Here is a 22000-nt window from a genome sequence, read left to right on the forward strand (position 1 = left end):
CGGCCGCCGCCTGGCGACCGGGGCGCAGCTCGTCCGCGACATGCTCGGGACGCTGTCGCCGATGGATCACTCCACCGGCTCGAGCTCGCTCTCCACGACCCACTTGTGGTTCGTCATCTCCATGCCGTCCATCGTCATGTCGACCATGTAGACGGTCTCGTCGGTGGAGCTGTCGATGGTGGCCTCTGCGCCCTCCATGCCCTCCATGTGATCTGCCTGGAGCACGACCTCGGTGCCGTCGGCCAGCGGTGCCTCGCCCGGGTCCTGCAGCTCCTCGTGCACGACCCACTTGTGATCCTCCACGGGCTCGCCGCCATCGGTCGGGGTGTAGGACACGGAATAGGTGGTCGTGTCGAAGGCCCCGGAGACGGTGGCCTCCGCGCCCTCCATGCCGGGCATGTGATCGGCAGTGACCCGGACCGTCTCCCCCACGGCGAAGGTCGGGTCCGACGCCTCCTGGATGCCCTCGGGCGCAGGCCCGCCGTCAGGATTGTGGGCGTGCCCGCCCTCCTCGGAGTGGCCCTCGTGCGCGTTCTCGGAGGCTGCGCCCGAGGACTCCGCGGACGTCGAGGCAGCGGCCGAGTGGCCCTCGTGGCCGCCTCCGGCGCTCTGGTCCTCTTCACCGGTGCCGCACGCGCTCAGCAGCAGCAGCCCTGCCGCTGCTGCAGCGGCCGCGCCGGTGGTCCTGAAGGTCCTGTTCATGTGATCGATCTCCTCTGATTCTTCAGTTGCCGTGCTGAATGGCGGGCCTTGCGGCCCTATGGGGAGGGCGTCAGCCCTGGCGCGAGGCCCACCGCACTGACTCCTCCGGCGAGAGGTCCAGTCCGCGCAGGGTCTGGGCGTTGAGCGCGACCACCACGGTTGAGGCGCCCATCAGCAGCGCGCCCACGGCCATCGGCATCACGAAGCCGATCGGGGCGAGCACGCCGGCGGCCAGCGGCACCGAGATGAGGTTGTAGCCGGCGGCCCACCAGAGGTTCTGCACCATCTTACGATAGGACGCCCTGGACAGCCGCACCACGGAGACCACGGAGCGGGGATCGTCCGAGGCCAGCACGATGCCGGCCGAGGCCATCGCCACATCCGTGCCCGCGCCGATGGCCAGACCGACATCCGCCTGAGCCAGGGCGGGGGCGTCGTTCACACCATCGCCGACCATGGCGACCTTTCGGCCCTTCGACTGCAGATCGCTGACGCGCTCGTTCTTGTCCTCGGGGCGCACCTGCGCCTCGATGCGGTCGATCCCGAGCTCTCGACCCACGGCATGGGCCACATTCTGGGCGTCACCGGTGAGCATGGCGGTCTCGACGCCCAGATCATGCAGGGCCTCGATTGCCTCGCGAGCGGCGGGTCGGACCTCGTCGGCCAGAGCGAGAGCGCCGATCGTGCGGCCGTCGCGCAGCACGTGCAGCACGGTGCGGCCGTCGCGGTCCCACTGCTCGGAGGGCAGTGCCTGTGCGCCGGTCTGCTCGAGCAGCCCGGGCCCGCCCACACGGATCTGCGCGCCGTCGACGACCGCGGACACGCCGATCGCCGTGGAGCTGTCGTGCTCGGAGGCCTGCGGAACCTGCAGCCCGCGCTGCTCGGCGGCAGCGGCAATGGCTCGGGCCAGGGGGTGCTGGCTGCGGGCCTCTGCGGCAGCCGCCAGCGCGATGAGGCGGTCCACGTCGAGCCCGTCGGCGTCGTCGGCCAGCTGAGTCTCCAGCAGAGCCGGCTCGCCGCGGGTCAGCGTTCCGGTCTTGTCGAAGACGACGGTGTCGATCCCGCGCATGGCCTCCAGTGCGCCGCGGTCGGTGACCAGCACGCCCTGACGGGCGGCCCGGCCGGTCGAGATGGACACGACCAGCGGGATCGCCAGGCCCAGCGCGTGCGGGCAGGCGATGACGAGCACGGTGACCACACGGGTCAGTGCCATGTCCGGCGTGCCCACGATCGCCCAGACGATCGCGGTGATCACCGCCGCACCCAGGGCGAACCAGAACAGCAGCGCGGCCGCCCGGTCCGCCAGGCGCTGCGCACGGGTGGACGATGACTGCGCCTGCTCCACCAGCCGACGGATGCCGGCCAGGGCGGTGTCCTCGCCGATCTCGGTGACCTCGAGGGTCAGGGGACGATCGGTGGCCACGGTCCCGGCCACGACCCGGTCGCCCTCCCCGCGCGAGACAGGGGTGGACTCGCCGGTGACCATGGACTCGTCGACGTCGGCCTGGCCGTCGGCGATGCGGCCGTCGGCCGGGATGCGGGCGCCCGGGCGCACGATCACCCGATCCCCCACACTGAGATCCGAGGGCGCGACGGTGCGGGTGGAGCCGTCGTCCTGCAGCAGCTCCGCCTCGTCCGGCAGCAGCGCCGCCAGCTCGTCGAGAGCGCTCGAGGTGCGTGCCAGGGAGGCCATCTCGACCCAGTGGCCCAGCAGCATGATGACCACCAGCAGCGCCAGCTCCCACCAGAACTCGAGCTGCGGGTCCAGAAGACCCAGGTGACTGCCCCAAGAGGCCAGGAAGGCCACCGTGATGCCCAAGGCGATCAGGGTCATCATCCCGGGGCTGCGCTGCCTGATCTCGTCGGCCGCGCCCGTCAGGAATGGGCGGCCGGTCCAGAGGTACAGCACGGTGCCCAGGATCGCCGGGATCCAGGCGATGACGGGGCTGTCCGGCGGGTCGTAGCCCACCAGGTCCGCGAAGGTCCCGCTGAGCAGGACCGTGGGGATCGCCAGAACCACCGAGATCCAGAACAGGCGGCGGAACATGGCCACGTGGTCGTGATGGCCCCCATGACCCCCATGACCCCCGTGGCCTTCATGGCCGCCATGGTCCGGGTGGCCATGCTCCTCGTGCGCGGCCGGATGACCGTGTTGCTGATGCTGTGAGTGCGTCGCTTCCATCATTCCTCCTGCACATGACTATACCCCCATGGGGTATCATATCCAATCGACCGGCGCACCCGCCCCCAGCGGCACCGGCTCCGCCGAGCCGCCCCGTCGGCCGCCTGTCGACGAGCAGGAGAATGAGGCCAACCTCGGCGGCCAGGCGCACTGGTCCTTCGGGGGCATGTTCCTGGAGGACTCACCCATGCAGCGCCGCCTGGGCATCCGCGACTCCCTCGAGCTCGCCTGGCAGGACTGGCAGGGCTCCGCGGGCTGGGACCGCCTGGACGGCGAGCACCCTGAGGACGAATGGGCCCGGCAGTGGGGACGCGCGTACGTCGAGTTCGCAGCCGATGACAAGCTCCCGTGGCTGAAGGAGCAGGGCGAGAAGTTCACCCCGCTCGTGGGCTGGGCCGAGCGAGGCGACCTCACCGCACGCGGCCACAGCAACTCCGTGCCGAGGTTCCAGGTACCTGGGGCGCCGGCACAGGCATCTCCGACCCGTTCGACGCCAAGGCCCGGGCGGCTGCCGAACCAGGTCTGGTGCGCTTCGCCTTCCGGCATCAGGTCGACGGCCTCCTGTTCGACGGCGACCAGGTCACCGGCGTGTTCGGGACCGTGCTGGAGCCGGATGCCGCCCGCCGCGGTGCGCCGTCCAGCCGCAATCCCGTCGGCAGCTTCGAGCTGCGTGCCCAGGCCGTCGTCATCGCCACCGGCGGCATCGGCGGCAATCACGAGCAGGTGCGCAAGTGGTGGCCCTCGGGCCTGGGCACGCCGCCGCAGAAGATGATCACCGGCGTCCCGGAGTACGTAGACGGACGCATGCTGGACATCGCGACCGATCAGGGCGTCCGGCTCGTGAACCGGGATCGGATGTGGCCCTGCACGGAGGGCCTGCAGAACTGGGATCCCGTCTGGCCCGATCACGCGATCCGGATCCTCCCCGGTCCATCGTCGGTCTGGCTTGATGCGCGCGGGCGCCAGCTGCTCGCCCCGGGCCGATGCAGGACTTCATGGCTCACGGCGACGACTTCGTCATCGCGGACACCCTGCCCGAGCTCGTCGATGGGATGAACGCCCTCACCGGAGACGACCTCCTGGGCCGCAGCGCGGTCGAGAGCATCATCCGGGCTCGGGACAACGAGATGACCAGCCCCTACTCCAAGGACGCAGAGGCCGATTCCACACCTCTGCCATCCGCCGGCCGAATCGCCACCGCTTCAGGCTCGTGAACGGTGGCGATTCGGCCGGTGGATCGCTGAGCGGGCCGGAATCGGCCGCTTGAGAAGGAGCCGACGAGCCCCACCTCCATCGAGCGGCCCCGTGGTGTGGGGCCCCAGATCGAGAGGCCTCTTGGTGTGGCCTAGGGGGCGGCAAAGCACACCACGGGGCCGCTCAACGACGAACATCGCTGAAACGCACATATCGGGGCCACTCGATGCGAGATGACGAAGGCCCCACCGGGCGTCATGCCTGGTGGGGCCTCGTTCGTCCTGCTGTGGCTGCACCGGCAGGACGCCGCTCCTCCGCTGCGCTAGGAGCGCCCCGGGCCCCGCCCGCAGTCTGTCCAGACTGAGGTCATGTCTGATGCAGCTTCTGAATGGACCCCGGCCATCAACTCATTCACGAAATGGCATCGCGCCGGTGGGCAGTCGGGACTGCCGCACGCTTCAGCTGACGTGACTCCCCGCAGACATGCTGCCCCCCCCCTCTCGATGAAACAGCATCCAGCCAATCACTGGAGCCGACCCAACACCGGTTCTGCCGCCTCAAGCGATGGCACGACCTCGCGACCCGCTACGAAAAGCACACGATCGTCTACGGCGCCGCTCTCCTCATTCACCCCGCCATCACCTGGACACGACAATTTTCAGACACGCCCAATTCGATATTTCTGCAGACCTTCAGTTTCAGCCACCGTGCGTCGCATTGATGGTTCGGGCAATCAATTCGAAGTTCCCAAGGGTCGTCGGCGACAGCTTCTCGATCTTCCCGGGGTTCCGGAGCAGGACCGCGGCGGGCCTCCAGTGGTCGAATTTGCCGTCCAGAGCCTCCAGACGCAGCAAGATCCGGCCCGGGTGATTCGGCAGGTCCCCCACCTTGTGCTTCTTACCGAACGCCTCGTTGTATAGCCCGAGGTAGTCGCCGACGGTGAACAGGCCCTCGATGTCGCTGTGCTTCTGCTCCAGCACCGACCCGACGAACACGACCCGCTTACCGGCGATCTTGTTCGCCCTGATAGCGGCCTCGACCTTCCCTCCGCCCTCCGTGCCCGAGTCCAGCAGCACCGTCACCGAGACCTTCTGCCCAAGCAGGGACACGAACGCCGGCACGTTAGACGCACCGCCCGCCGGCAGTATGCGCCAGCGCTGGTCAAGGCCTTCCTTCCCCTTGTCTCTCAGGTGCCGGCTGATCATGTCCAGGTAGGCCAGGTCGGACGGGCCCTCGACTAGCAGGTTCCGTTCGCCGATGAACAGGTTCTGCGAGAGGTCGTAGCCGAGCGCGGCCTGGAGAGGGAAGGCGCTGACATCCCCAGGCCTCGGCTCCCGCCCGGCACGGCCGATCCCCACTCCGTCTCACTTCGTTGCGCGGGCCCTCCGGCAGCCAGACCCACGCACCGAGGCCCCGGTCTGCGTCGCACTGGGCGATACATCCCGAGGCCCCGGTCGACGGCTGCGGCCCGTGAGACGTCAGCTCTCGGCGGCCTGGCCCTCCTGCGCGCGGAGCATGGCCTCGAAGGTGGCATCCGGCTCCCCGCGGAAGAAGTCCCGGCCGTAGACCACGAGGCAGAGGATGACGCCCGTCGCCAGGCCCCATGCGGCACCGTTGGACGCCAGCACCGCCGCAGTGACTCCCGCGATTCCCAGATCCTTGACGCTGCGGGCCTCCATGATGCCCACCTTCACGGACACGAATCCCTGGATGAGCAGGGTCAGGGCCAGAGCCACCCCGAGCACCGGCTGCACCAGCGTCACGATCGGCAGCAGCAGGAGCCCGGTGTTCGTGCCCCACCGGAACGACCCCGCCCCGCCGAAGATCGACTTCATGGCCTTGCGGCCCTCCTTGTAGCGCTCCACGATCACGACGTGCATGGCAGACCAGATCGGACCGCACATGGCCACGTCCGGACCGATCATGGACATGATGGTGTTGCGGCCGCCGAAGATCAGGTGCGCACGGTCCGGGTTGTACACGACCGCCTCATCCGTGCGGACCTGGTCGGCCTCCTTGAGGATCGCCCGGGACTGGAGGACGTCACCGAACACGACGATGTAGGTCGCGAGCACGGTGGGCAGCGCGGTGAGGAACATCGACGCCGGCGGGAGGCCGATGCCGAAGATCGTGTACCCGGCGAAGAGGCCCGCGAAGTCCGGGGTGTTGAACCCCCACTCGATGGTCGGCCACGGCGCTTCGCCGGCCAGGGGCGCGATGACCACGGCCAGCAGGATCACCGGGAGGATGCCCAGGTTGCCGAGCGTGCGCCACATCGGGTTCTTGGTCCGCATCGCGGCGAACCGGCTGGAGAAGAGCAGGAGGAAGGCGATCCCCACCGCGATCGTGATGGTGACCGGGAAGGTCTCGAAACGCCCTCCGGCGACGAAGAGTGACTGGACGGCGGCGATTCCCGCACCCACCAGGACGCCCGCCTTGATGGCGGAGGGGATCAGCGAGACCACCTTGGAGGCGAGTCCCGTCGCACCCAACGTGATCGAGAAGACGCCCAGCATGAACTGGAACGCGATGAGTGCATGCACACGCTCCTCCCCCTCAGGGAACGCTGAGCAGTAGGCCACGACCAGCGGGATCGCCGGGGTGATCCACCCGGGAACCACCGGATCGCCGAGGAGGTGATGCGTGAGATACAGGAGGCCGTTGAACACCACGACGGCGAGGGCCACCTCGAACGGCATGCCGAGCAGTTCGACCATCAGAGGGATGGCCGCCAGGTCCACGGCGCACATCAGGAGACCCTGGACGTAGTCCGGCCACTCGAAGCGGTAGTGCACGAACGGCAGGCGGATCCGGAAGGGCCCTGCCTTCCAGTGCGGGGAGACTTCCCCGATGCCTTCCTCGTCCAGCGAGTGATGCGCAGTAGTCGTCATGTCCGTGGCCTTCAGTATTCGATGATCTGACGGACCGCACGGCCATCGGCCAGCTGGTCCATCGCTTCGTTGATGTCGTCGAGCCGCATGGTCGCGGAGACGAGCTTCTCCACGGGCAGCCGACCGTCACGCCACATCTGCTCGTATCGCGGGATGTCGCGAGCGGGCACAGAGGTGCCCAGGTACGAGCCGATGATCGTGCGGGCCTCACCCGTGATGGTGAGCGGTGCGATCTCCGCCGTCTGTTCGGGCGAGGGAAGTCCTGCCGTGACGGTCCGGCCGCCCGGCGACGTCGCGTTGAACGCCGTTGTGAAGGCCGCCGGATGGCCGGCGCACTCGACAGCGTGGGTGGTCTTGATGCCACGCTCCGCCATCTCTTCGGGTGAGTAGGCGGCATGCGCTCCATAGCTGAGGGCGAGCTCCCGCTTCTCCTCCGACATGTCCACGGCGATGATCTCCTGCACACCGCTCGCCACCGCCGTCAGAAGGCAGGCGACCCCCACGCCGCCGAGGCCGACGATCGCGATGGAGTCCCCCTCTTCCGGGGCCGCGGCATTGAGCAGGGCGCCGCCGCCGGTCAGCACGGCACATCCCAGGACCGCAGCGACGGCGGCTGGCACGTCAGAGCCGACGGGCACGACGGACTTCCGACTCACGACCGCATGGGTCGCGAATCCGGAGACGCCCAGGTGGTGGAACACCTCGTCGCCGTCGCGGTGGAGTCGGATCCCGCCGCCCAGGAGGACGCCGGCGTTGTTCGCCTCCGTGCCGGGGATGCAGGGCAGGCGACCATCGGTCTTGCACGCATCGCATTCGCCGCATCGAGGCAGGAACGTCATGACGACCCGCTGGCCGACCTCCACGTCGTCGACCCCCTCACCGAGCTCCTCGACGATCCCGGCGGCCTCGTGGCCGAGCAGCATGGGGACGGGCCGCACGCGATGACCGTTCACCACGGACAGATCCGAATGGCACACGCCTGAAGCCTCCATGCGGACGAGGATCTCGCCTGCGCCCGGGGGATCGAGCTCCAGGTCCGAGACGGTGAGGGGACGGGACGAGGCGTACGGCCGCTGCCGGCCGATCTCCTCGAGAACAGCTCCACGGATCAGCATGTCAGTGCCTTCCACGACGGGGATGTGTGATGTATGCCTCATGGCCTCCTCCCATCTCACCACTGCACCCCGTCAAGCGCTATAGACATCCGCTCCATCTCTCAGCGAATAGAGTAGGCAGAATGTCCTCCGAAGCCCTCGACCACCGCCTCCTCCGAGCCCTGCTCGACACGGCCGCCGACCTCGCGGAACTGGCTGACACCGAATCCGTCCTGGCGTCCATCGTTCGACGCACTCGGGCCCTCGTCGGAACGGACATGGCGTACCTCAGCCTCAATGACCACGCAGCAGGCGAGACATACATCCGCCGGGCTGAGGGCGTCGTGACCCACGCCTATCGGACGATCCGCATGCCCATCGGCACGGGAGTGCTCGGGAAGGTGGCGGAGGGTCTGGCACCCTTCCAGAGCCTCGACTACTCCAACGACCCGACGATCACCCACATCCCCCAGGTGGACCACGCGGTGCGGGCCGAGGGCGTCCACGCGATCATGGGCTCACCCCTCGTCGTCGACGGCCGCCCGCTCGGCGCCCTGATGGTTGCCGAACGTCGCACCCGGAGGTTCACCCACTCCGAGGTGACCATCGTCGAGTCACTCGCCAAACATGCCGCCATCGCGATCCAGAACGCACACCGCTACACGGAGGCACTCAACGCCGCGGGGCGTGCGGACGCAGACCGGGCTCACGAACGCCAGTCCCTGCGTGAGCTCACTCGCCTGGATGAGCTCTCCTCTCGCCAGTACCAGTCCCTGCTGGAAGAGCCCAGTGAGACGGCCGTGCTCAATCGGGCCGCCGAGCACATGGGGGTGGAGGTGGAACTCCTCTCCCCCGAACGTCCGACCTCGCCGCTGCGACCCGCCCCCACCCTCCCCTCGCGTCACACCGCAGGGGTGGCCCACAAGGTCGTGGCGCCGGACGGCTGCACCTGGACGCTCGTTCCCGCAGATCGGGACGCGCACGACTGGCTCGCCGTCCGCCGCGCCCTCGACCCTGCCGAGGAGAAGGCCCTGGTCAGGACCGCGCAGCACCTCCTGCTCGCACGACGGCTCCGCAGCGCGCGGCGCGCCACCGAGCTCGAGGCGGGCGCCGGCCTGCTGGCCGAACTCGTCGATGATTCCGCCGGTGGAATCGCGCGACGGCGTCGGGCGCTCGCCGAACTCGGCCTGCGCGAGGATTCACAGGTCAGCTTGGTCGTCATCGATCTCGCCGCCGTACCCGAACCCCAGTTCGCAGAGCGAGTGCTCTCACACGTGGCGGGAGTGCGCCTCAGCGCCCCGCGGGGCGGAACATGGTGCGTGGTCGGCGACCGCCCGGATGTGCCTGCCCGCGTGGAGGCGGCAGTTCGGCATGCGACGGAAGCCGTATGGCAGATGGCCTTCCTCGGGCCGGGCGAGCACTTCCGCGATCTGCCGGGAGCGTTCCGCACGCTCGAGAACGCCCTCGCCGTCAGCCGGGTGACCGGAGGGCTCCACGCCGTGGACGCGTCGACCGTGGGCGCCGTGGGCATGGTCCTCGCCGGGGCCGGCGAGGCGAGCAAGGACGTGACGACCCGCCCCCTGGCGCCGTTGCGCGACCTGCCACCCCAGCGCGCCTCGGCACTCCGCGAGACCGCACTGGCCTACCTGGACGCCGGAATGAACGTGGCCGAGACGTCCCGCCGGCTCTTCCTCCACCGCAACACGGTCCTTCAACGACTGGAGCAGCTCGGCGCCGTCCTTGGGCCCGACTGGCACACGCCTCCGCGATCGCTCGACCTCCACCTCGCCCTGCTCTCGGCAGCACGTGACGACGACGGCGCTCCGGGCGCACCACCCGCGTGAAGCCAACCCCGTCGTCGCGCTGAGGAGCTCCGCCGTTCCCAGCAGCGAACCCGCGAGTGACAGCCCCTACCCCCGGGGGGAAATCTTCTGCGTGTCTGACCCTTCTGACCCGGCCACGGCCGACGAGAAGGGTCAAATGCGCAGAAGATTCCGGCTCCGGTGCGGGGCCATGACCGCCTCCATACGGCGCAGGATGGTGAGCAGAAGGACGAGGGTGCCGTACTGGTTCGGTTTGAACACGCCCCGCAGCTGATCCGCGATCCCCCACACGAAGTTCGAGAGGTTCTGGGGAGAGCGGTGGGCTGCCGAGGCAGCGCCGGGCGTGGCGGGGGTGGTCATGTGGTCCTTCGAATGGTGGGGGCGGGCCGCTGGACGGGACCCATTCCGAACCCGCAGCGACCCAACAGGGCGACGGATCATACACAACCGCACTTGCCTATGCTCTGCGCGCGCGACTACGCTCGCGTGTGGTAGCTAGGGCTGAGGCAGTGCCCCGAGCACCAATTCGAGAGGCCCACGCTTGCGTGGGCCTCTGCGCTTGTCTGCAGTGTCCGCTGTGCCCTGCACAATGGTCAGATGCTGCTGGCGTACATCGACGAGATCGGCGAGCCGGGCGCCTACGTCGGCCCGGACCATCCTCGCTTCCGGACAAGCCCAGCTTTCGGTTATGCCGGATTCGTCATGCCGGAGTCTGCCGCACTAGGCTTTGGTGAATCGGCCCGGGTTTGATGCCGCTGCTGTTTGAGTCCGAGAGGATGGACAGCATGCCGAAGAAGATCGATGCCCAGCTGCGCGCGAGGTGCGTGCGGCTCGTGCGCGAGCACGCCCAGGAGTACCCCACCTTGACCGCGGCGACGACTGCGATGGCCCGTCAGGAGGGCGTCTCGCGGGAGTCCGTGCGGCGCTGGCTGGCGCATGCCGAGGTCGACGACGGGACCCGCCCCGGCGTCACCAGTGAAGAGTCAGCCGAGATCAAGCGCCTGAAGTCCGAGGTCAAGCGCCTGAGGGAGGACAATGAGATCCTGCGTCGGGCCTCGATTTTCTTCGCGGGGGAGCTCGACCCCCGCAACCGCTGATCCTGGCCTTCATCGACGAGATGCGCGCCGAAGGCTATGCAGTCGAGCCGATCCTTGCCGTCCTGCGCCAGCAGGGCCTTGTGATCGCTGCACGGACCTACCGAGCCTGGAAGAGGCCGGCCCGGATCGCGGCCCGCACCGTCACAGATGCTCTGGTCGAGGACAAGATCAGGGACCTCGCCTGGACCGTCAACCCCGTCACCGGGCTGGTCCAGATGACACCAGAAGGCCTCTACGGACGGCGTAAGTGGGTTGCTCTGCTCCGCCGCCAGGGCCGGTCTCGCGGGCGCCTCCCGCGGGGCGGTGGACCGCGCGATGCGCACCCTCGGCCTCGAGGGCATCCGCCGGGTCAAGAACGTCCGCACCACCATCCCGAATCCGGACGGGAAACGCGCCGGCGACCTGCTCAATCGCGACTTCACCGCGCCCGCCCCGAACAGAGTCTGGGTCACAGATTTCACCTACGTCCGCACCTGGGCGGGGTTCGTCTACGTCGCGTTCGTCCTGGACGTGTTCGCCCAGCGGATCGTGGGCTGGCACGCGTCCTCGAGCATGCGCACCGACCTCGTCATGACGCCGCTACGGATCGCGCTCTGGCAGCGCGACCGCGACGGAAACCCAGTCTCACCAGGGGGTTTAATCCATCACAGCGATGCGGGATCGCAGGGCGGATTCAACTGGTCGTCGCAACACCTCGATCGGGAGGTGTCAGATGGTTCGTCGTCAGCAGGCAGCAGATCGGGCGGAGCGACCGAAGCTTCGGTCCCCTGGGCATCCGAAGTTCCAACGGCATGTCGAGGCGGCGTTCTGGGCGGAGATCGCCAAGGGGCTATTGCCCATCGAGGCTGCTGCCGTGGTCGGCGTGGCGCAAGCTGTCGGTCAGCGATGGTTCCGCCACGCTGGCGGCATGCCTCCATTCGATCTGAAGTTCACGCCAACCGGACGCTACCTGTCGTTCGCTGAGCGTGAGGAGATCGCATTCCTGCGTGCTCAGGGACGCGGCGTGCGCGAGATCGCTCGAACTCTAGGCCGTAACCCGGGGACGATCTCCCGTGAGCTGCGCCGGAATGCGGCCGTCCGCTATGGAAGTCGCGGGTATCGAGCGTCGGTTGCGCAGTGGAAGGCCGACATGGCCGCGAAACGCCCGAAGGCGGCGAAGCTGGTCACGAACGTGCGGTTGCATACCTACGTCCAGGGCCGATTATCGGGGCAGATCGCCACGCCTGATGGCAAGGTGATAATCGGTCCCGAGCCTCCACGGTTCACGGGGATCAACAAGCCCCACCGTAAGCACCGCGGGTGGTCCACGGCGTGGAGTCCGGAGCAGATCAGCAACCGGCTCAAGGTCGACTTCCCCGATGATGAGTCCATGCGCATCAGTCACGAGGCGATCTACCAATCCCTCTACATTCAGGGCCGCGGCGCGCTCAAACGCGAGCTTGTCTGGTGTCTGCGCACGGGCCGGGCGCTGCGCGCGCCGCGGGAACGGTCACGCCGCAAGACTTGGGCGCACGTCACTCCTGGAACGCTGATCAGCGAACGTCCCGCAGAAGCCGGAGACCGAGCTGTTCCCGGCCATTGGGAGGGCGACCTGCTGATTGGGCTCGAGCGCTCAGCGATTGGCACCGTCGTCGACCGCACGACCAGGTTCACCATGCTGGTCCACCTCCCCCGTGAGAAGGGATACCGACACAAGGAAACACCCAAGAACGGCCCCGCGCTGGCCGGCTATGGCGCGATCACGATGAAGAACGCGCTGGCGAGCACGATGTCGACCCTCCCCGCCCAACTGGCGAGGTCGTTGACCTGGGATCGCGGCAAGGAGATGTCCGCTCACGCACAGTTCACGGTCGAGACGGGCATCCCGGTGTTCTTCGCCGATCCGCAGTCCCCCTGGCAACGCGGCACGAACGAGAACACCAACGGACTACTGCGCCAGTACTTCCCCAAGGGCACTGACCTGTCGAGCTGGTCGGCCGAGGAGATTGAAGCCGTCGCTCACGCACTCAACACAAGGCCCCGCAAGACCCTCGGCTGGAGAACCCCTGCCGAAGCCTTCAACGAGCAGCTACTGTTGCTCCAACAAGCCGGTGTTGCAACCACCGGTTGAACCTGATCAGTACGTGTCGTTGGCCTACACCGACGCGCTCGTGACCGCGGGAGTGACCGCGTCGGTCGGCACCGTCGGAGACTCCTACGACAACGCTCTCGCAGAGACCGTCAACGGGCTCTACAAGACCGAGCTGATCTACTCTCGGCCTGTCTGGGAGACGGCCAGCACGGTCGAACTCGCCACGATGGGCTGGGTCAACTGGTGGAACACCCAGCGCCTTCACGAGGCCCTCGACTACCGCACCCCCGCAGACGTCGAGGCCGCCTACACTCACCCCACGACGACCGCACCCGCGACCGTCTGACCACGGAACGAAACCCAGGACGCTTCAGTTTCGTGCGCTCACCGTAGCCGGGGATGACCCAGTCCGCTGGTGGGCGGGTAGCTCCACCGTGAAGACCGCGCCCTGCCCGCGACCAGGGGAGGTGGCTGTGAGATGTCCGCCGTGGGCCTCGGTCAGAGCCTTGGAAATGGTCAACCCGATCCCGGAGCCACCATGGTCGCGGTCGCGGGCGGTGTCGCCGCGGTAGAAGCGTTCGAAGAGGTGGGGCAGCTGCTCGGGGCTGATGCCGTCGCCGGTATCGGTGACACGGATGGCCACCCGCCCTGGGCCCTGTCGGTTGGCGCTGAGCGTGACCTGTCCGCCAGCTGGGGTGTGGCGCAGGGCGTTGGAGAGCAGGTTGCCCAGCACCTGGCCCATGCGTTGCCGGTCGGCCGCGACGTTTCCGGCGGTCTCGTCGACGTCGATGTTCAGGGCCACACCTTCGGCGGCGTAGGCCTCCCGGTAGGCCTCGGCGGCCGCGCGCACCAGCTCGGCCACAGGTTGTTCGGTGCGGTCCAAGATGATGCGGCCCTCCTCCGCACGGGAGACGTCGTTGATGTCTTCCACCAGCCGGGTGAGGCGGGCGAGCTGTTCCCCCATGAGCTCGCTGGTGGTCTCGTCCCAGTGGGCGACCTCGTCCTGGAGCGCCTCCAGGTAGACCGTGAGCACGGAGATGGGGGTGCGCATCTCGTGGGCCAGGTCGGAGAGCATCCGTCGGCGGGTGTCTTCGGTGCGCTCCAGCTGGGCGGCCATGGTGTTGAACGCCCCGGCGAGGGCGTCCACCTCAGCGCCGGCGCCCATGGCGGGGACCCGGGTGTCGTAGCGGCTGCGGGCCATGGCCTGGGCCGCGTGGGTGAGCGCGTCGATCGGGCGCTGGAGGCGGCGGGTGAACACCAAGGTGACGCCCAGGGCGCATACCAGGGCAGTGGCCAGGGCCATCCCCAGGGTCCAGAGGTTGGTGTCGCGGTAGGCCTGTTCCACATGCATCAGCTGGGTGGCGTCGTGCCCGGCCCCAGCGCGCAGCAGGTGCTCGTGAAAGATCGCCGGGCCCACTATGGAGGCGGCGAGGACCGCGGCGAGGATGCTGGCGATCACCACGATGGTTTGCGCCAGGAAGAACCGGGAGGCCAAGCCTCGTGGGCGGTGCCTGCTCATCGGCTTGCCATGCGGTAACCGACCCCTCGGACCGTGCTGATGCAGTCAAGATCGGGGTGTGCCTCAATGAGTTTGCGGCGCAGATGCCCGATGTGCACGTCCACGATCCGCTCGTCGCCCACCCAGGACGGATCCCACACGATGTCGATGAGCTGACGGCGGGAGTAGGCCCGTCCGGGGCCGGCCGAGAGTGTGGCCAAAAGATCGAACTCGGTGCGCGTCAGTGCGACCGCGGCCCCGCTCACCCGGGCCTCGTGGGCAGCGAGGTCGATGACCAGGTCCCCGAAGACCCATGGGGCCTCTCGAACGGTGACGGTGCGCGGGCGTCGCAGCACGGCCTGGACCCGTGCGACGAGTTCGCGCACGCTGAAGGGCTTGGTGATGTAGTCATCGGCGCCCACCTCCAGTCCGGTCAGCTTGTCGTCCTCGTCCCCACGGGCGGTGAGTATGAGCACATAGCACTCGGAGAAAGACCGAAGGGCACGGCACACCTCGATCCCGTCCAGACCTGGCAGCCCCAGATCCAGGACCACCACATCCGGGTGCTGGCTGCGGGCTGCTTCAAGGGCCGCGGGGCCGGTGTGGGCCTGGTCCACGGTGTAGCCGGCGCGGGAGAGATACGTCGCGATCATCTGCGCTAGGGCCTTCTCGTCGTCGACCACGAGCACCCGTCCCGGATGGGACGGGGAATCGATGCCTGGGTTCATGCCTCCAGTGTCGTCCCCACGCTGTGATCGGGTGACCGCAAGAGCGCAGGTCATCTCCGATCTTCGCTGAATCTTCACAATAATCCCGGTCTCTACGCCCGTGCGCGGATCCAGAATGGTTGTCGTCGTTCGTGCCCTGCTGTGCCTCGGAAAGGAATCATGAATCAGGTTTCCCGCAGACGGATGTTGACTGGTGGCTTCGGCCTGCTCGGTGCTGGTGTCCTGGCAGGGGGTGCACCTGCTGCGGGTTCCTCCGCGGCACCGTCACTTCCCGGCCGGGCTCTGGTGGAGAAGACGCTTGTCGCGCAGCCGGCGACCCTGGACTTGGGAGGCTTGCAGGTCGATACGTGGGCCTACGGTGACACGGTCCCTGGACCGCTGATCCGGGCCACGGCCGGGGACCGGCTACGGATCACCGTCGACAACCAGTTGCCGGCCGAGACCACCGTGCATTGGCATGGCATCGCCCTGGAAGCCGCTGCCGACGGGGTGCCAGGGTTGACCCAGGACCCGATCGCCACCGGGAGCACCTACACCTACGAATTCACCGCACCGGATCCGGGGACCTACTTCTACCACCCCCACGTCGGGGTTCAACTGGACCGGGCTCTGTACGCCCCGCTGATCATCGATGACCCCAGAGAACCAGGGCGCTATGACCACGAATGGGTGCTCGTGCTCGATGACTGGCTCGACGGCACGGGACGCACGCCCGAGGACGTGCTCCAGGCGCTCACCTCCTCCAGTGGGAACGGGGCCGGCCACGGGGGCATGACCGGAATGGACCACGGGGACATGGACATGAGCTCCCCGGAGGCTATGGGCGGTATGGATCACGCACCGATGAAGGGCGGTGGAGACTCGCCCTACGGAGAGGACGCCGGGGACGTGACCTACCCGCATTACCTGGTCAACGGCAAGGTGCCGGAGGCCCCGGATGTGCTGGCCGCCAAACCGGGGGACCGGGTGCGGCTGCGGATCATCAATGCCGCCGCCGACACCATCTTCACCGTCGCTCTCGGCGGGCACCGCATGGAGGTGACCCACACCGATGGGTTCCCCGTGAAGCCGCAGGAGACGGACGCGCTGGCCATCGGCATGGGCGAACGTTACGACGCGATCGTCACCATAGCTGACGGGGTCTTCCCGTTCGTGGCCGCCCCCATGGGCAAGGACGGCCAGGCCATGGCGTTGATCCGCACCGGCTCCGGCGCCGCACCGGCCCCGACGGTGACGCCGAAGGAACTGCGTTGCCCGGCCTTGATCGGCGCCGAACTGGAGCCGGCCGACAGCGCCCGGTTGGAGACCCGGGACGTCGAAGTGGCCCTGCCTATGGCGCTGACCGGACAGATGGACCCTTACCAGTGGGGGTTCAACGGCGCTCCATACGGCAAGAATGACCCGCTGATGATCCGAGAAGGCCAACGCGTCCAGCTGGACGCGGCCAACCAGACCATGATGGCCCACCCGCTGCACGTCCACGGCCACACCTTCGCCCTGCCCAACGGATTACGCAAAGACACGGTCATGCTCGCCCCGATGCAATCCCTGGCCCTGCAACTGCAAGCCGACAATCCCGGGGATTGGATGGTCCACTGCCACAACCTGTACCACGGCGAGGCCGGAATGATGATCGAGATGAGATACCGCCGATGACGCTCATGCCCCGACGGGCTCTCCTCGGTTTGGGCCTGGTCACAGGGACCGGGCTGGCGGTCGCAGCTTGCTCCCCGCAGCCGGGTACCTCCACATCGGCCCCCTCCGGTGAGGGCGCCGGCGAGGCCACGGCGATCACTCATGTCCATGCCATCACGCGCGCTCCGGCCGACGGGGCCGTGCTGCTGGCCACCCACGAGGGCCTCTACCGTCTCGAGGACGGGGACCTGACCAGAGCCGGGCCCATCGTGGATCTGATGGGCTTCACCATCGCCGCCGACGGCCGCTACCTGGCCTCAGGCCACCCCGGCCTGGGCGTGGACCTACCCGAGCCATTGGGGCTGGCCGAGTCCGCCGACGGCGGGCAGAGCTGGAGTGTGCTCTCTCGCGGCGGGGAATCGGATTTCCACGCCCTGGCTGCCGGCCCCGCCGGGATCATCGCCTTCGATGGGCAACTTCGGTTCAGCCCCGACGGGCGCACCTGGCAGATGCGCGCCATTCCCTCGGCCCCGGTTTCTTTGGCCGTGTCCCCGAAATCGGGAGCGGTGCTGGCTGCCACAGAAAACGGCGTGCTGCGCTCCACTGACGACGGCGCCAGCTGGTCCCCCCTGAACACCCCCCAGCTGGCCTCACTGGTGGCCTGGGCCGACGACCGCACCATCGCCGCCACAGGGATTGACGGGCGCCTGCTGACCAGCACCGATGCCGGTGCTAACTGGACCTCCAGTGAAGAACCCCTCGGGGAGATCACCGCCCTGGGGGCCAGCCGCACCGATGACGGTGACGTAGAAGCGCTGCTGATGGCAAAAAACCAGGTGCTGCGCACGGTCGACGGGGGAGCGACAACACAGCAGCTGCTGTGACAGCTGGGCTGTGAGCTGACCAGGGCCGAGAATGCCCACCGGGCGGGACTTACCGCAACAAGACAACTTCAGGGAGACGACCATGAGCGAGGCCTCTAAGCGCCAGGAGATGGTCCCGGCGATGAGCGCCGAAGGCGCGGCTCTGTCGCGGAAGCGGCTGAGCGGCATCGGCGCAGCTCGGGGGCTGGCTCTGATCGGGTTGACCGCTATCCACTACCTGCCCGCCCTGGTGGCCGGGGTGGGCTTAGGAAGCATTACAACTTCCCGGAAACTCCTCGCCAAACATACCCCCGGGGGGTACTTTCGAGAATGAGGAGGCAACTATGACGGATTCGCACGCCCACCACCATGGTGGAGCCTCGCCCTTGCGCGAGGCCCCCACCCCCGATCACCCCCACGATTCCCAGGACGAGCACTCGGGTGACGGCGGCCACGAGGGAAACGGTGACCATGGAGGCCATGGTGGACATGACCACGTCGCCATGTTCCGCCGCTTGTTCTGAATCTCCCTGGTCATCTCGATCCCCACGATCTTTCTCAGCGGCAGCTTCGCGCACCTGCTGGGCTACCAGTTGCCGGACAACGCACTGATCACCTGGGTCCCCGTGATCCTCGGCACCGTGCTCTACGTCTGGGGCGGCCGCCCGTTCCTGACCGGTGCGGTCGACGAACTCCGGCAGCGCAAACCCGGCATGATGACCCTGATCACCCTGGGCATCTCGGTGGCGTTCTTCGCATCCTGGGGCAGCCACCTCGGGCTGCTGCCACCGGACCTGGAGTTCTGGTGGGAGCTGGCGCTGCTGGTTGTGATCATGCTGCTGGGGCACTGGGTCGAGATGGCGTCTCTGGCCCGCACCTCCAACGCGCTCGATGAGCTCGCGGCCCTGCTGCCCGACGAGGCTGAGGTGCTTGACCCTGACGGCTCGACGCGCACGGTCGCGCCCTCGGACCTCGCCGTCGGCGACCGCGTGCTTGTCCGCCCGGGCGGACGCATCCCCGCCGATGGTGAGGTGATCGAGGGCGAGGCCGACATCGACGAGTCCATGGTCACCGGTGAGTCGGTCCCCGTCCTGCGCGGGCGGGGCGACCGGGTCGTGGCCGGCACTGTGGCGACCGATCGGCCATTCACCCTCCAGGTCACCGAGATCGGCGAGAACACGGCGCTGGCCGGCATCCAGCGTCTGGTCCAGGACGCTCAGTCTTCCTCGACCCGCGCCCAGCGCCTCGCCGACAAGGCGGCGAACCTGCTGTTCTGGTTCGCCCTCCTCGCTGCCGCGATCACCGCCGTCGTGTGGGCGATCCTCGGCACACCCAGCATGGCGCTGGTCCGTGTTGTCACCGTCCTGGTCATCGCCTGTCCCCACGCTCTGGGGCTTGCGATCCCGCTGGTCGTCTCGATCTCGACCGGACGGGCCGCCCGCCAGGGCATCCTCGTCTCGGACCGCAAGGCCCTTGAGCTCGTGCGCAGCATCGACACCGTCGTCTTCGACAAGACCGGCACCCTCACCCTCGGCGAGCCCGCTCTGCTGGGCGTGCAGCTGGCACCAAACGCCCCGGCGGGCATGAACGAGGACCGTCTTGTGGCCCTCGCGGCCGCGACCGAAGCGCAGAGCCAGCACCCTCTGGCGCGGGCGATCGTGGCCGCCGCACAAGACCGCAACCTTGCCGTGCCGCAGGCCACCGGCCACGACAGCGCGACCGCGGTCGGCGTCTCGGCCACCGTCGAGGGCACCGACATCCGCGTCGGTGGCCCCGCACTGCTCAGCCAGGCCGGTGTGGAGCCGCTGTCCACCGACGAATGGGCTCAGGACGGGCGGATCGTTCTGCATGTCCTCGTAGAGGGCCGAGTTGCCGGGGCCCTAGCCTTGGCCGACGAGGTCCGTCCGGCCGCCCGCGAGGCGATCGAGGCCCTGCACCGCCTGGGGATCGAGACGGCGATGCTGACCGGCGATGCCCACAACGTAGCCGAGGCCGTTGGCCGCGAATTGGGCATCGACCGCATCGAGGCTCAGGTCCGTCCCGAGGAGAAGAGCGCCCGGGTCCGCCAGTTGCAGGAACAGGGCAAGAAGGTCGCGATGGTCGGCGATGGTGTGAACGATGCTCCGGCTCTGGCCCAGGCCGATGTCGGGCTCGCGATCGGCGCCGGAACCGACGTCGCGATCGCCTCGGCCGGGATCATCCTCGCCTCCGAGGATCCGCGCGCGGTGGTCTCGGTCGTGCGGCTCTCGCGCGCGTCCTACCGCAAGATGGTGCAGAACCTCTGGTGGGCTGCCGGCTACAACTTGATCTCGGTGCCGCTGGCAGCCGGTGTGCTGGCCCCCATCGGGTTCGTCATGCCCATGGCCATCGGCGCGCTGCTCATGGGCGCCTCCACGGTGGTGGTTGCGCTCAATGCGCAGACGCTGCGCGGCCTCGACCTCACCGCTGAGGGGTCGGTCGAATGGGCAAAGAATCAGACCTGACCCGGGTCGTCAGCGTGGCCATCAATTCTTCGCCAGTCTGTTGTCGCAGGGTTGGCATAGAGACTTTCAGGCCATCCACGCCTGAAGGAACATCAACGAAGGAGACGAGATGAAGAAGTCCATCTGGACTACCAGCATGGCCGCTACCGCAGCGGCGAGCGTGCTCGCGCTGACCGCCTGCGGAGGCACCGCGGAGGAGGAAGACGCACAACCCGCGCCCTCGCAGACGGCGTCCGAGGCGGCGGCTGCGCCGTCGACATCGTCCGAGTCATCGAATATGGACATGGGCATGGATCATGGTTCCGGGGGTATGGCCGGGCACAATCCCGAGGGCGGGCCCCCGCCCGAGGGCATCGAGGCCGCAGCCGATCCCACCTATCCGATCGACTCGACGGCGGTTCTCACCGCTGACCACATGCCCGGCATGGCGGGGTCAGAGGCGACGATCACCGGTGCCTTCGATACGACGGCCTACTCGGTGAGCTACACGCCCACAGATGGTGGCGAGCCCGTCGTCGACCACAAGTGGGTCGTGCACGAGGAGCTGGAAGATCCGGGTGAGGCGCCTCTTCCGGCGGGTACCGAGGTCGTGCTGGAGGCCGATCACATGCCCGGCATGGAGGGCGCCGAGGCGACGATCGAGAGCTCGACCGAGGAGACCGTGTACATGGTCGACACCACGATCGATGGCATGGAGATGGCCAACCACAAGTGGTTCGTCGAAAGCGAGCTCCAGCCCGCCGAGTAAGCGTGAAAGGGGCGGTGTCCCGGCCCGCGCGTCTTCACGAACTCTTCATGGCTTCGCCCTTCCGCCTCCTGCCGGTCGCTGTCTATGGTCAACGGAGCGGGTTGGTGCCTGCCAGCCTGCTCCGTTCGGATCGACAGAAAGAGCGAGACCATGACTCATCACGTGAGCTCGATGCTGGAGACGTACCCGAAGGATCTCGGCGGCATCGACACCCAGAAACTGGCCGAATGCATCGAGGCCTGCTTCGAGTGCGCGCAGACCTGCACCGCCTGCGCCGACGCCTGCCTGGCCGAAGACATGGTCGCGGAGCTGACCCAGTGCATCCGTCTGAACCTGGACTGCGCCGACCTCTGCGAGACCACCGGGAGGGTGCTCTCCCGCCAGACCGGCAACAACATCGACGTCAACCGCGCCGCGCTCGAAACGTGCCGGACGGCGTGCCGGTCCTGCGCCGAAGAGTGCGAAAAGCACGTGGATATGCATGAGCATTGCCGGGTCTGCGCGGAGGCGTGCCGGCGCTGCGAGATCGCCTGCGCGGATCTGCTGGCCTCTCTGGATTGAGACCGGCCTGCTCAGACCTTTGTTCGCCTTCCAGCAGGCTGAGGCTTGCCGCAGCAAGCTGGGGGCGAACCTCAACCGTGGGGGAGATGCCAACGGCGCCAAGCCACAACCAGGTGAGGATGACTGCGCGGTCTACCAGTGGCGTCCGGACCCAGTAATCCATGGTTCGATCCCCACAGGGCCCACCATTGTGATGTCTCAGTACATCGGAAACACCCCGAACCCTCAGGTTCGGGGTGTTTTTCGTTGTGGCTGGTACTTCCGCGTGGGGTCCAGGGTGAGCTCGCGGAGGATCTTTCCGGTGGCCTTGTCCACGATGGTGATCTCGCGGTCCTCGACGATGAGAACGATGTGGGTTCGGGCGTGGGCTCGGCCGATGCCGATGTGGAAGAGCTGGCCGTCGTAGCGCAGCGTGACTTTGCCTGTGGCG

At 67.9% G+C, this 22000-nt stretch carries 17 protein-coding genes and 4 pseudogenes; 12 read left to right on the top strand and 9 right to left on the bottom strand.

Going from position 1 to position 22000, the window contains the following annotated elements:
• Positions 1 to 66: 66 nt before the first annotated feature.
• Both M3E84_RS07605 and M3E84_RS07610 read right to left on the bottom strand, forming a co-directional pair.
• The gene (locus M3E84_RS07605) at positions 67 to 702 is read right to left on the bottom strand and encodes a YdhK family protein (RefSeq protein ID WP_259895608.1); all 636 of its coding nucleotides are present in this window, start codon (positions 700 to 702) and stop codon (positions 67 to 69) included.
• A gap of 70 nt (positions 703 to 772) precedes the next feature.
• Complete coding sequence (locus M3E84_RS07610; protein ID WP_396415589.1) at positions 773 to 2749, bottom strand: heavy metal translocating P-type ATPase; 1977 nt, start codon at positions 2747 to 2749, stop codon at positions 773 to 775.
• A gap of 301 nt (positions 2750 to 3050) precedes the next feature.
• Here M3E84_RS07610 and M3E84_RS07615 point away from each other — a divergent pair.
• Positions 3051 to 3940: pseudogene (locus tag M3E84_RS07615) on the top strand (FAD-binding protein).
• Positions 3941 to 4776: 836 nt separating this feature from the next.
• On the opposite strand, the gene M3E84_RS07620 reads toward M3E84_RS07615, so the two are convergent.
• The 3 genes from M3E84_RS07620 to M3E84_RS07630 all read right to left on the bottom strand — a co-directional run bounded on the left by M3E84_RS07620 (position 4777) and on the right by M3E84_RS07630 (position 8084).
• A complete protein-coding gene (locus tag M3E84_RS07620) occupies positions 4777 to 5436 on the bottom strand; it encodes a hypothetical protein (RefSeq protein ID WP_259895610.1) in 660 nt (219 codons plus the stop codon).
• Between the two features lie 120 nt (positions 5437 to 5556).
• Complete coding sequence (locus tag M3E84_RS07625; protein WP_259895611.1) at positions 5557 to 6969, bottom strand: DUF3360 domain-containing protein; 1413 nt, start codon at positions 6967 to 6969, stop codon at positions 5557 to 5559.
• 11 nt (positions 6970 to 6980) lie between these two features.
• Positions 6981 to 8084: an alcohol dehydrogenase catalytic domain-containing protein gene (locus tag M3E84_RS07630; RefSeq protein ID WP_061711509.1), complete on the bottom strand. Its 1104-nt coding sequence runs from the start codon at positions 8082 to 8084 to the stop codon at positions 6981 to 6983.
• A gap of 122 nt (positions 8085 to 8206) precedes the next feature.
• Here M3E84_RS07630 and M3E84_RS07635 point away from each other — a divergent pair, with 122 nt between their 5' ends.
• Positions 8207 to 9907: a helix-turn-helix domain-containing protein gene (locus M3E84_RS07635; protein ID WP_259895621.1), complete on the top strand. Its 1701-nt coding sequence runs from the start codon at positions 8207 to 8209 to the stop codon at positions 9905 to 9907.
• Between the two features lie 132 nt (positions 9908 to 10039).
• On the opposite strand, the gene M3E84_RS07640 is transcribed toward M3E84_RS07635, so the two are convergent.
• A complete protein-coding gene (locus tag M3E84_RS07640) occupies positions 10040 to 10246 on the bottom strand; it encodes a type I restriction-modification system subunit M N-terminal domain-containing protein (RefSeq protein WP_061711507.1) in 207 nt (68 codons plus the stop codon).
• Between the two features lie 237 nt (positions 10247 to 10483).
• Between M3E84_RS07640 and M3E84_RS07645 the strand changes: the two genes are divergently transcribed.
• The 4 genes and pseudogenes from M3E84_RS07645 to M3E84_RS07660 form a co-directional block, all read left to right on the top strand.
• Entirely contained in the window at positions 10484 to 10636 is a 153-nt protein-coding gene (locus tag M3E84_RS07645; RefSeq protein WP_231861122.1) for a hypothetical protein, read from the top strand.
• A gap of 35 nt (positions 10637 to 10671) precedes the next feature.
• Positions 10672 to 11655, top strand: a pseudogene (locus M3E84_RS07650) (IS3 family transposase); the annotation flags it as partial.
• Positions 11656 to 11695: 40 nt separating this feature from the next.
• On the top strand, positions 11696 to 13093 hold the full coding sequence (locus M3E84_RS07655) for an IS30 family transposase (protein WP_259895612.1): 1398 nt from the start codon (positions 11696 to 11698) through the stop codon (positions 13091 to 13093).
• Between the two features lie 7 nt (positions 13094 to 13100).
• Positions 13101 to 13400: pseudogene (locus M3E84_RS07660) on the top strand (integrase core domain-containing protein); the annotation flags it as partial.
• A 24-nt stretch (positions 13401 to 13424) separates the two neighbouring features.
• Here M3E84_RS07660 and M3E84_RS07665 read toward each other — a convergent pair.
• Together M3E84_RS07665 and M3E84_RS07670 are read right to left on the bottom strand one after the other, a co-directional pair.
• Complete coding sequence (locus tag M3E84_RS07665; protein WP_259895613.1) at positions 13425 to 14573, bottom strand: cell wall metabolism sensor histidine kinase WalK; 1149 nt, start codon at positions 14571 to 14573, stop codon at positions 13425 to 13427.
• A complete protein-coding gene (locus M3E84_RS07670) occupies positions 14570 to 15280 on the bottom strand; it encodes a response regulator transcription factor (protein ID WP_259895614.1) in 711 nt (236 codons plus the stop codon). The genes M3E84_RS07665 and M3E84_RS07670 overlap by 4 nt, the downstream gene beginning before the upstream one ends.
• Positions 15281 to 15439: 159 nt before the next feature.
• On the opposite strand from M3E84_RS07670, the gene M3E84_RS07675 reads away from it, so the two are divergent.
• The 6 genes from M3E84_RS07675 to M3E84_RS07700 all read left to right on the top strand — a co-directional run bounded on the left by M3E84_RS07675 (position 15440) and on the right by M3E84_RS07700 (position 21570).
• The gene (locus M3E84_RS07675; protein WP_259895615.1) at positions 15440 to 16936 is read left to right on the top strand and encodes a multicopper oxidase family protein; all 1497 of its coding nucleotides are present in this window, start codon (positions 15440 to 15442) and stop codon (positions 16934 to 16936) included.
• Positions 16937 to 16941: 5 nt separating this feature from the next.
• Positions 16942 to 17799, top strand: coding sequence for a F510_1955 family glycosylhydrolase (locus M3E84_RS07680; protein WP_338125492.1), 858 nt, complete (start codon positions 16942 to 16944; stop codon positions 17797 to 17799).
• A 323-nt stretch (positions 17800 to 18122) separates the two neighbouring features.
• A complete protein-coding gene (locus tag M3E84_RS07685) occupies positions 18123 to 18302 on the top strand; it encodes a hypothetical protein (protein ID WP_259895616.1) in 180 nt (59 codons plus the stop codon).
• Complete coding sequence (locus M3E84_RS07690; RefSeq protein ID WP_259895622.1) at positions 18303 to 20261, top strand: heavy metal translocating P-type ATPase; 1959 nt, start codon at positions 18303 to 18305, stop codon at positions 20259 to 20261.
• Positions 20262 to 20370: 109 nt separating this feature from the next.
• Positions 20371 to 21009: a YdhK family protein gene (locus tag M3E84_RS07695; protein ID WP_259895617.1), complete on the top strand. Its 639-nt coding sequence runs from the start codon at positions 20371 to 20373 to the stop codon at positions 21007 to 21009.
• 150 nt (positions 21010 to 21159) lie between these two features.
• Entirely contained in the window at positions 21160 to 21570 is a 411-nt protein-coding gene (locus tag M3E84_RS07700) for a four-helix bundle copper-binding protein (protein ID WP_006214730.1), read from the top strand.
• Positions 21571 to 21795: 225 nt separating this feature from the next.
• Here the strand turns inward: M3E84_RS07700 and M3E84_RS07705 are convergent.
• Positions 21796 to 22000 (bottom strand): annotated as a pseudogene (locus M3E84_RS07705) (IS481 family transposase); the annotation flags it as partial.

It is taken from the genome of Kocuria sp. p3-SID1428 (assembly GCF_025149945.1).
GTDB lineage: Bacteria > Actinomycetota > Actinomycetes > Actinomycetales > Micrococcaceae > Kocuria.

What these genes read in the sequence shown, in the direction of transcription:
- M3E84_RS07685 (WP_259895616.1), top strand. Translation starts at nt 18,123, where the DNA reads ATGACGGATTCGCACGCCCACCACCATGGTGGAGCCTCGCCCTTGCGC.
- M3E84_RS07675 (WP_259895615.1), top strand. Translation starts at nt 15,440, where the DNA reads ATGAATCAGGTTTCCCGCAGACGGATGTTGACTGGTGGCTTCGGCCTG.
- M3E84_RS07625 (WP_259895611.1), bottom strand. Translation starts at nt 6,969, where the DNA reads ATGACGACTACTGCGCATCACTCGCTGGACGAGGAAGGCATCGGGGAA.
- M3E84_RS07670 (WP_259895614.1), bottom strand. Translation starts at nt 15,280, where the DNA reads ATGAACCCAGGCATCGATTCCCCGTCCCATCCGGGACGGGTGCTCGTG.
- M3E84_RS07640 (WP_061711507.1), bottom strand. Translation starts at nt 10,246, where the DNA reads ATGACCACCCCCGCCACGCCCGGCGCTGCCTCGGCAGCCCACCGCTCT.
- M3E84_RS07605 (WP_259895608.1), bottom strand. Translation starts at nt 702, where the DNA reads ATGAACAGGACCTTCAGGACCACCGGCGCGGCCGCTGCAGCAGCGGCA.
- M3E84_RS07695 (WP_259895617.1), top strand. Translation starts at nt 20,371, where the DNA reads ATGAAGAAGTCCATCTGGACTACCAGCATGGCCGCTACCGCAGCGGCG.
- M3E84_RS07655 (WP_259895612.1), top strand. Translation starts at nt 11,696, where the DNA reads ATGGTTCGTCGTCAGCAGGCAGCAGATCGGGCGGAGCGACCGAAGCTT.
- M3E84_RS07635 (WP_259895621.1), top strand. Translation starts at nt 8,207, where the DNA reads ATGTCCTCCGAAGCCCTCGACCACCGCCTCCTCCGAGCCCTGCTCGAC.
- M3E84_RS07645 (WP_231861122.1), top strand. Translation starts at nt 10,484, where the DNA reads ATGCTGCTGGCGTACATCGACGAGATCGGCGAGCCGGGCGCCTACGTC.
- M3E84_RS07610 (WP_396415589.1), bottom strand. Translation starts at nt 2,749, where the DNA reads ATGTTCCGCCGCCTGTTCTGGATCTCGGTGGTTCTGGCGATCCCCACG.
- M3E84_RS07630 (WP_061711509.1), bottom strand. Translation starts at nt 8,084, where the DNA reads ATGCTGATCCGTGGAGCTGTTCTCGAGGAGATCGGCCGGCAGCGGCCG.
- M3E84_RS07665 (WP_259895613.1), bottom strand. Translation starts at nt 14,573, where the DNA reads ATGAGCAGGCACCGCCCACGAGGCTTGGCCTCCCGGTTCTTCCTGGCG.
- M3E84_RS07700 (WP_006214730.1), top strand. Translation starts at nt 21,160, where the DNA reads ATGACTCATCACGTGAGCTCGATGCTGGAGACGTACCCGAAGGATCTC.
- M3E84_RS07680 (WP_338125492.1), top strand. Translation starts at nt 16,942, where the DNA reads ATGCCCCGACGGGCTCTCCTCGGTTTGGGCCTGGTCACAGGGACCGGG.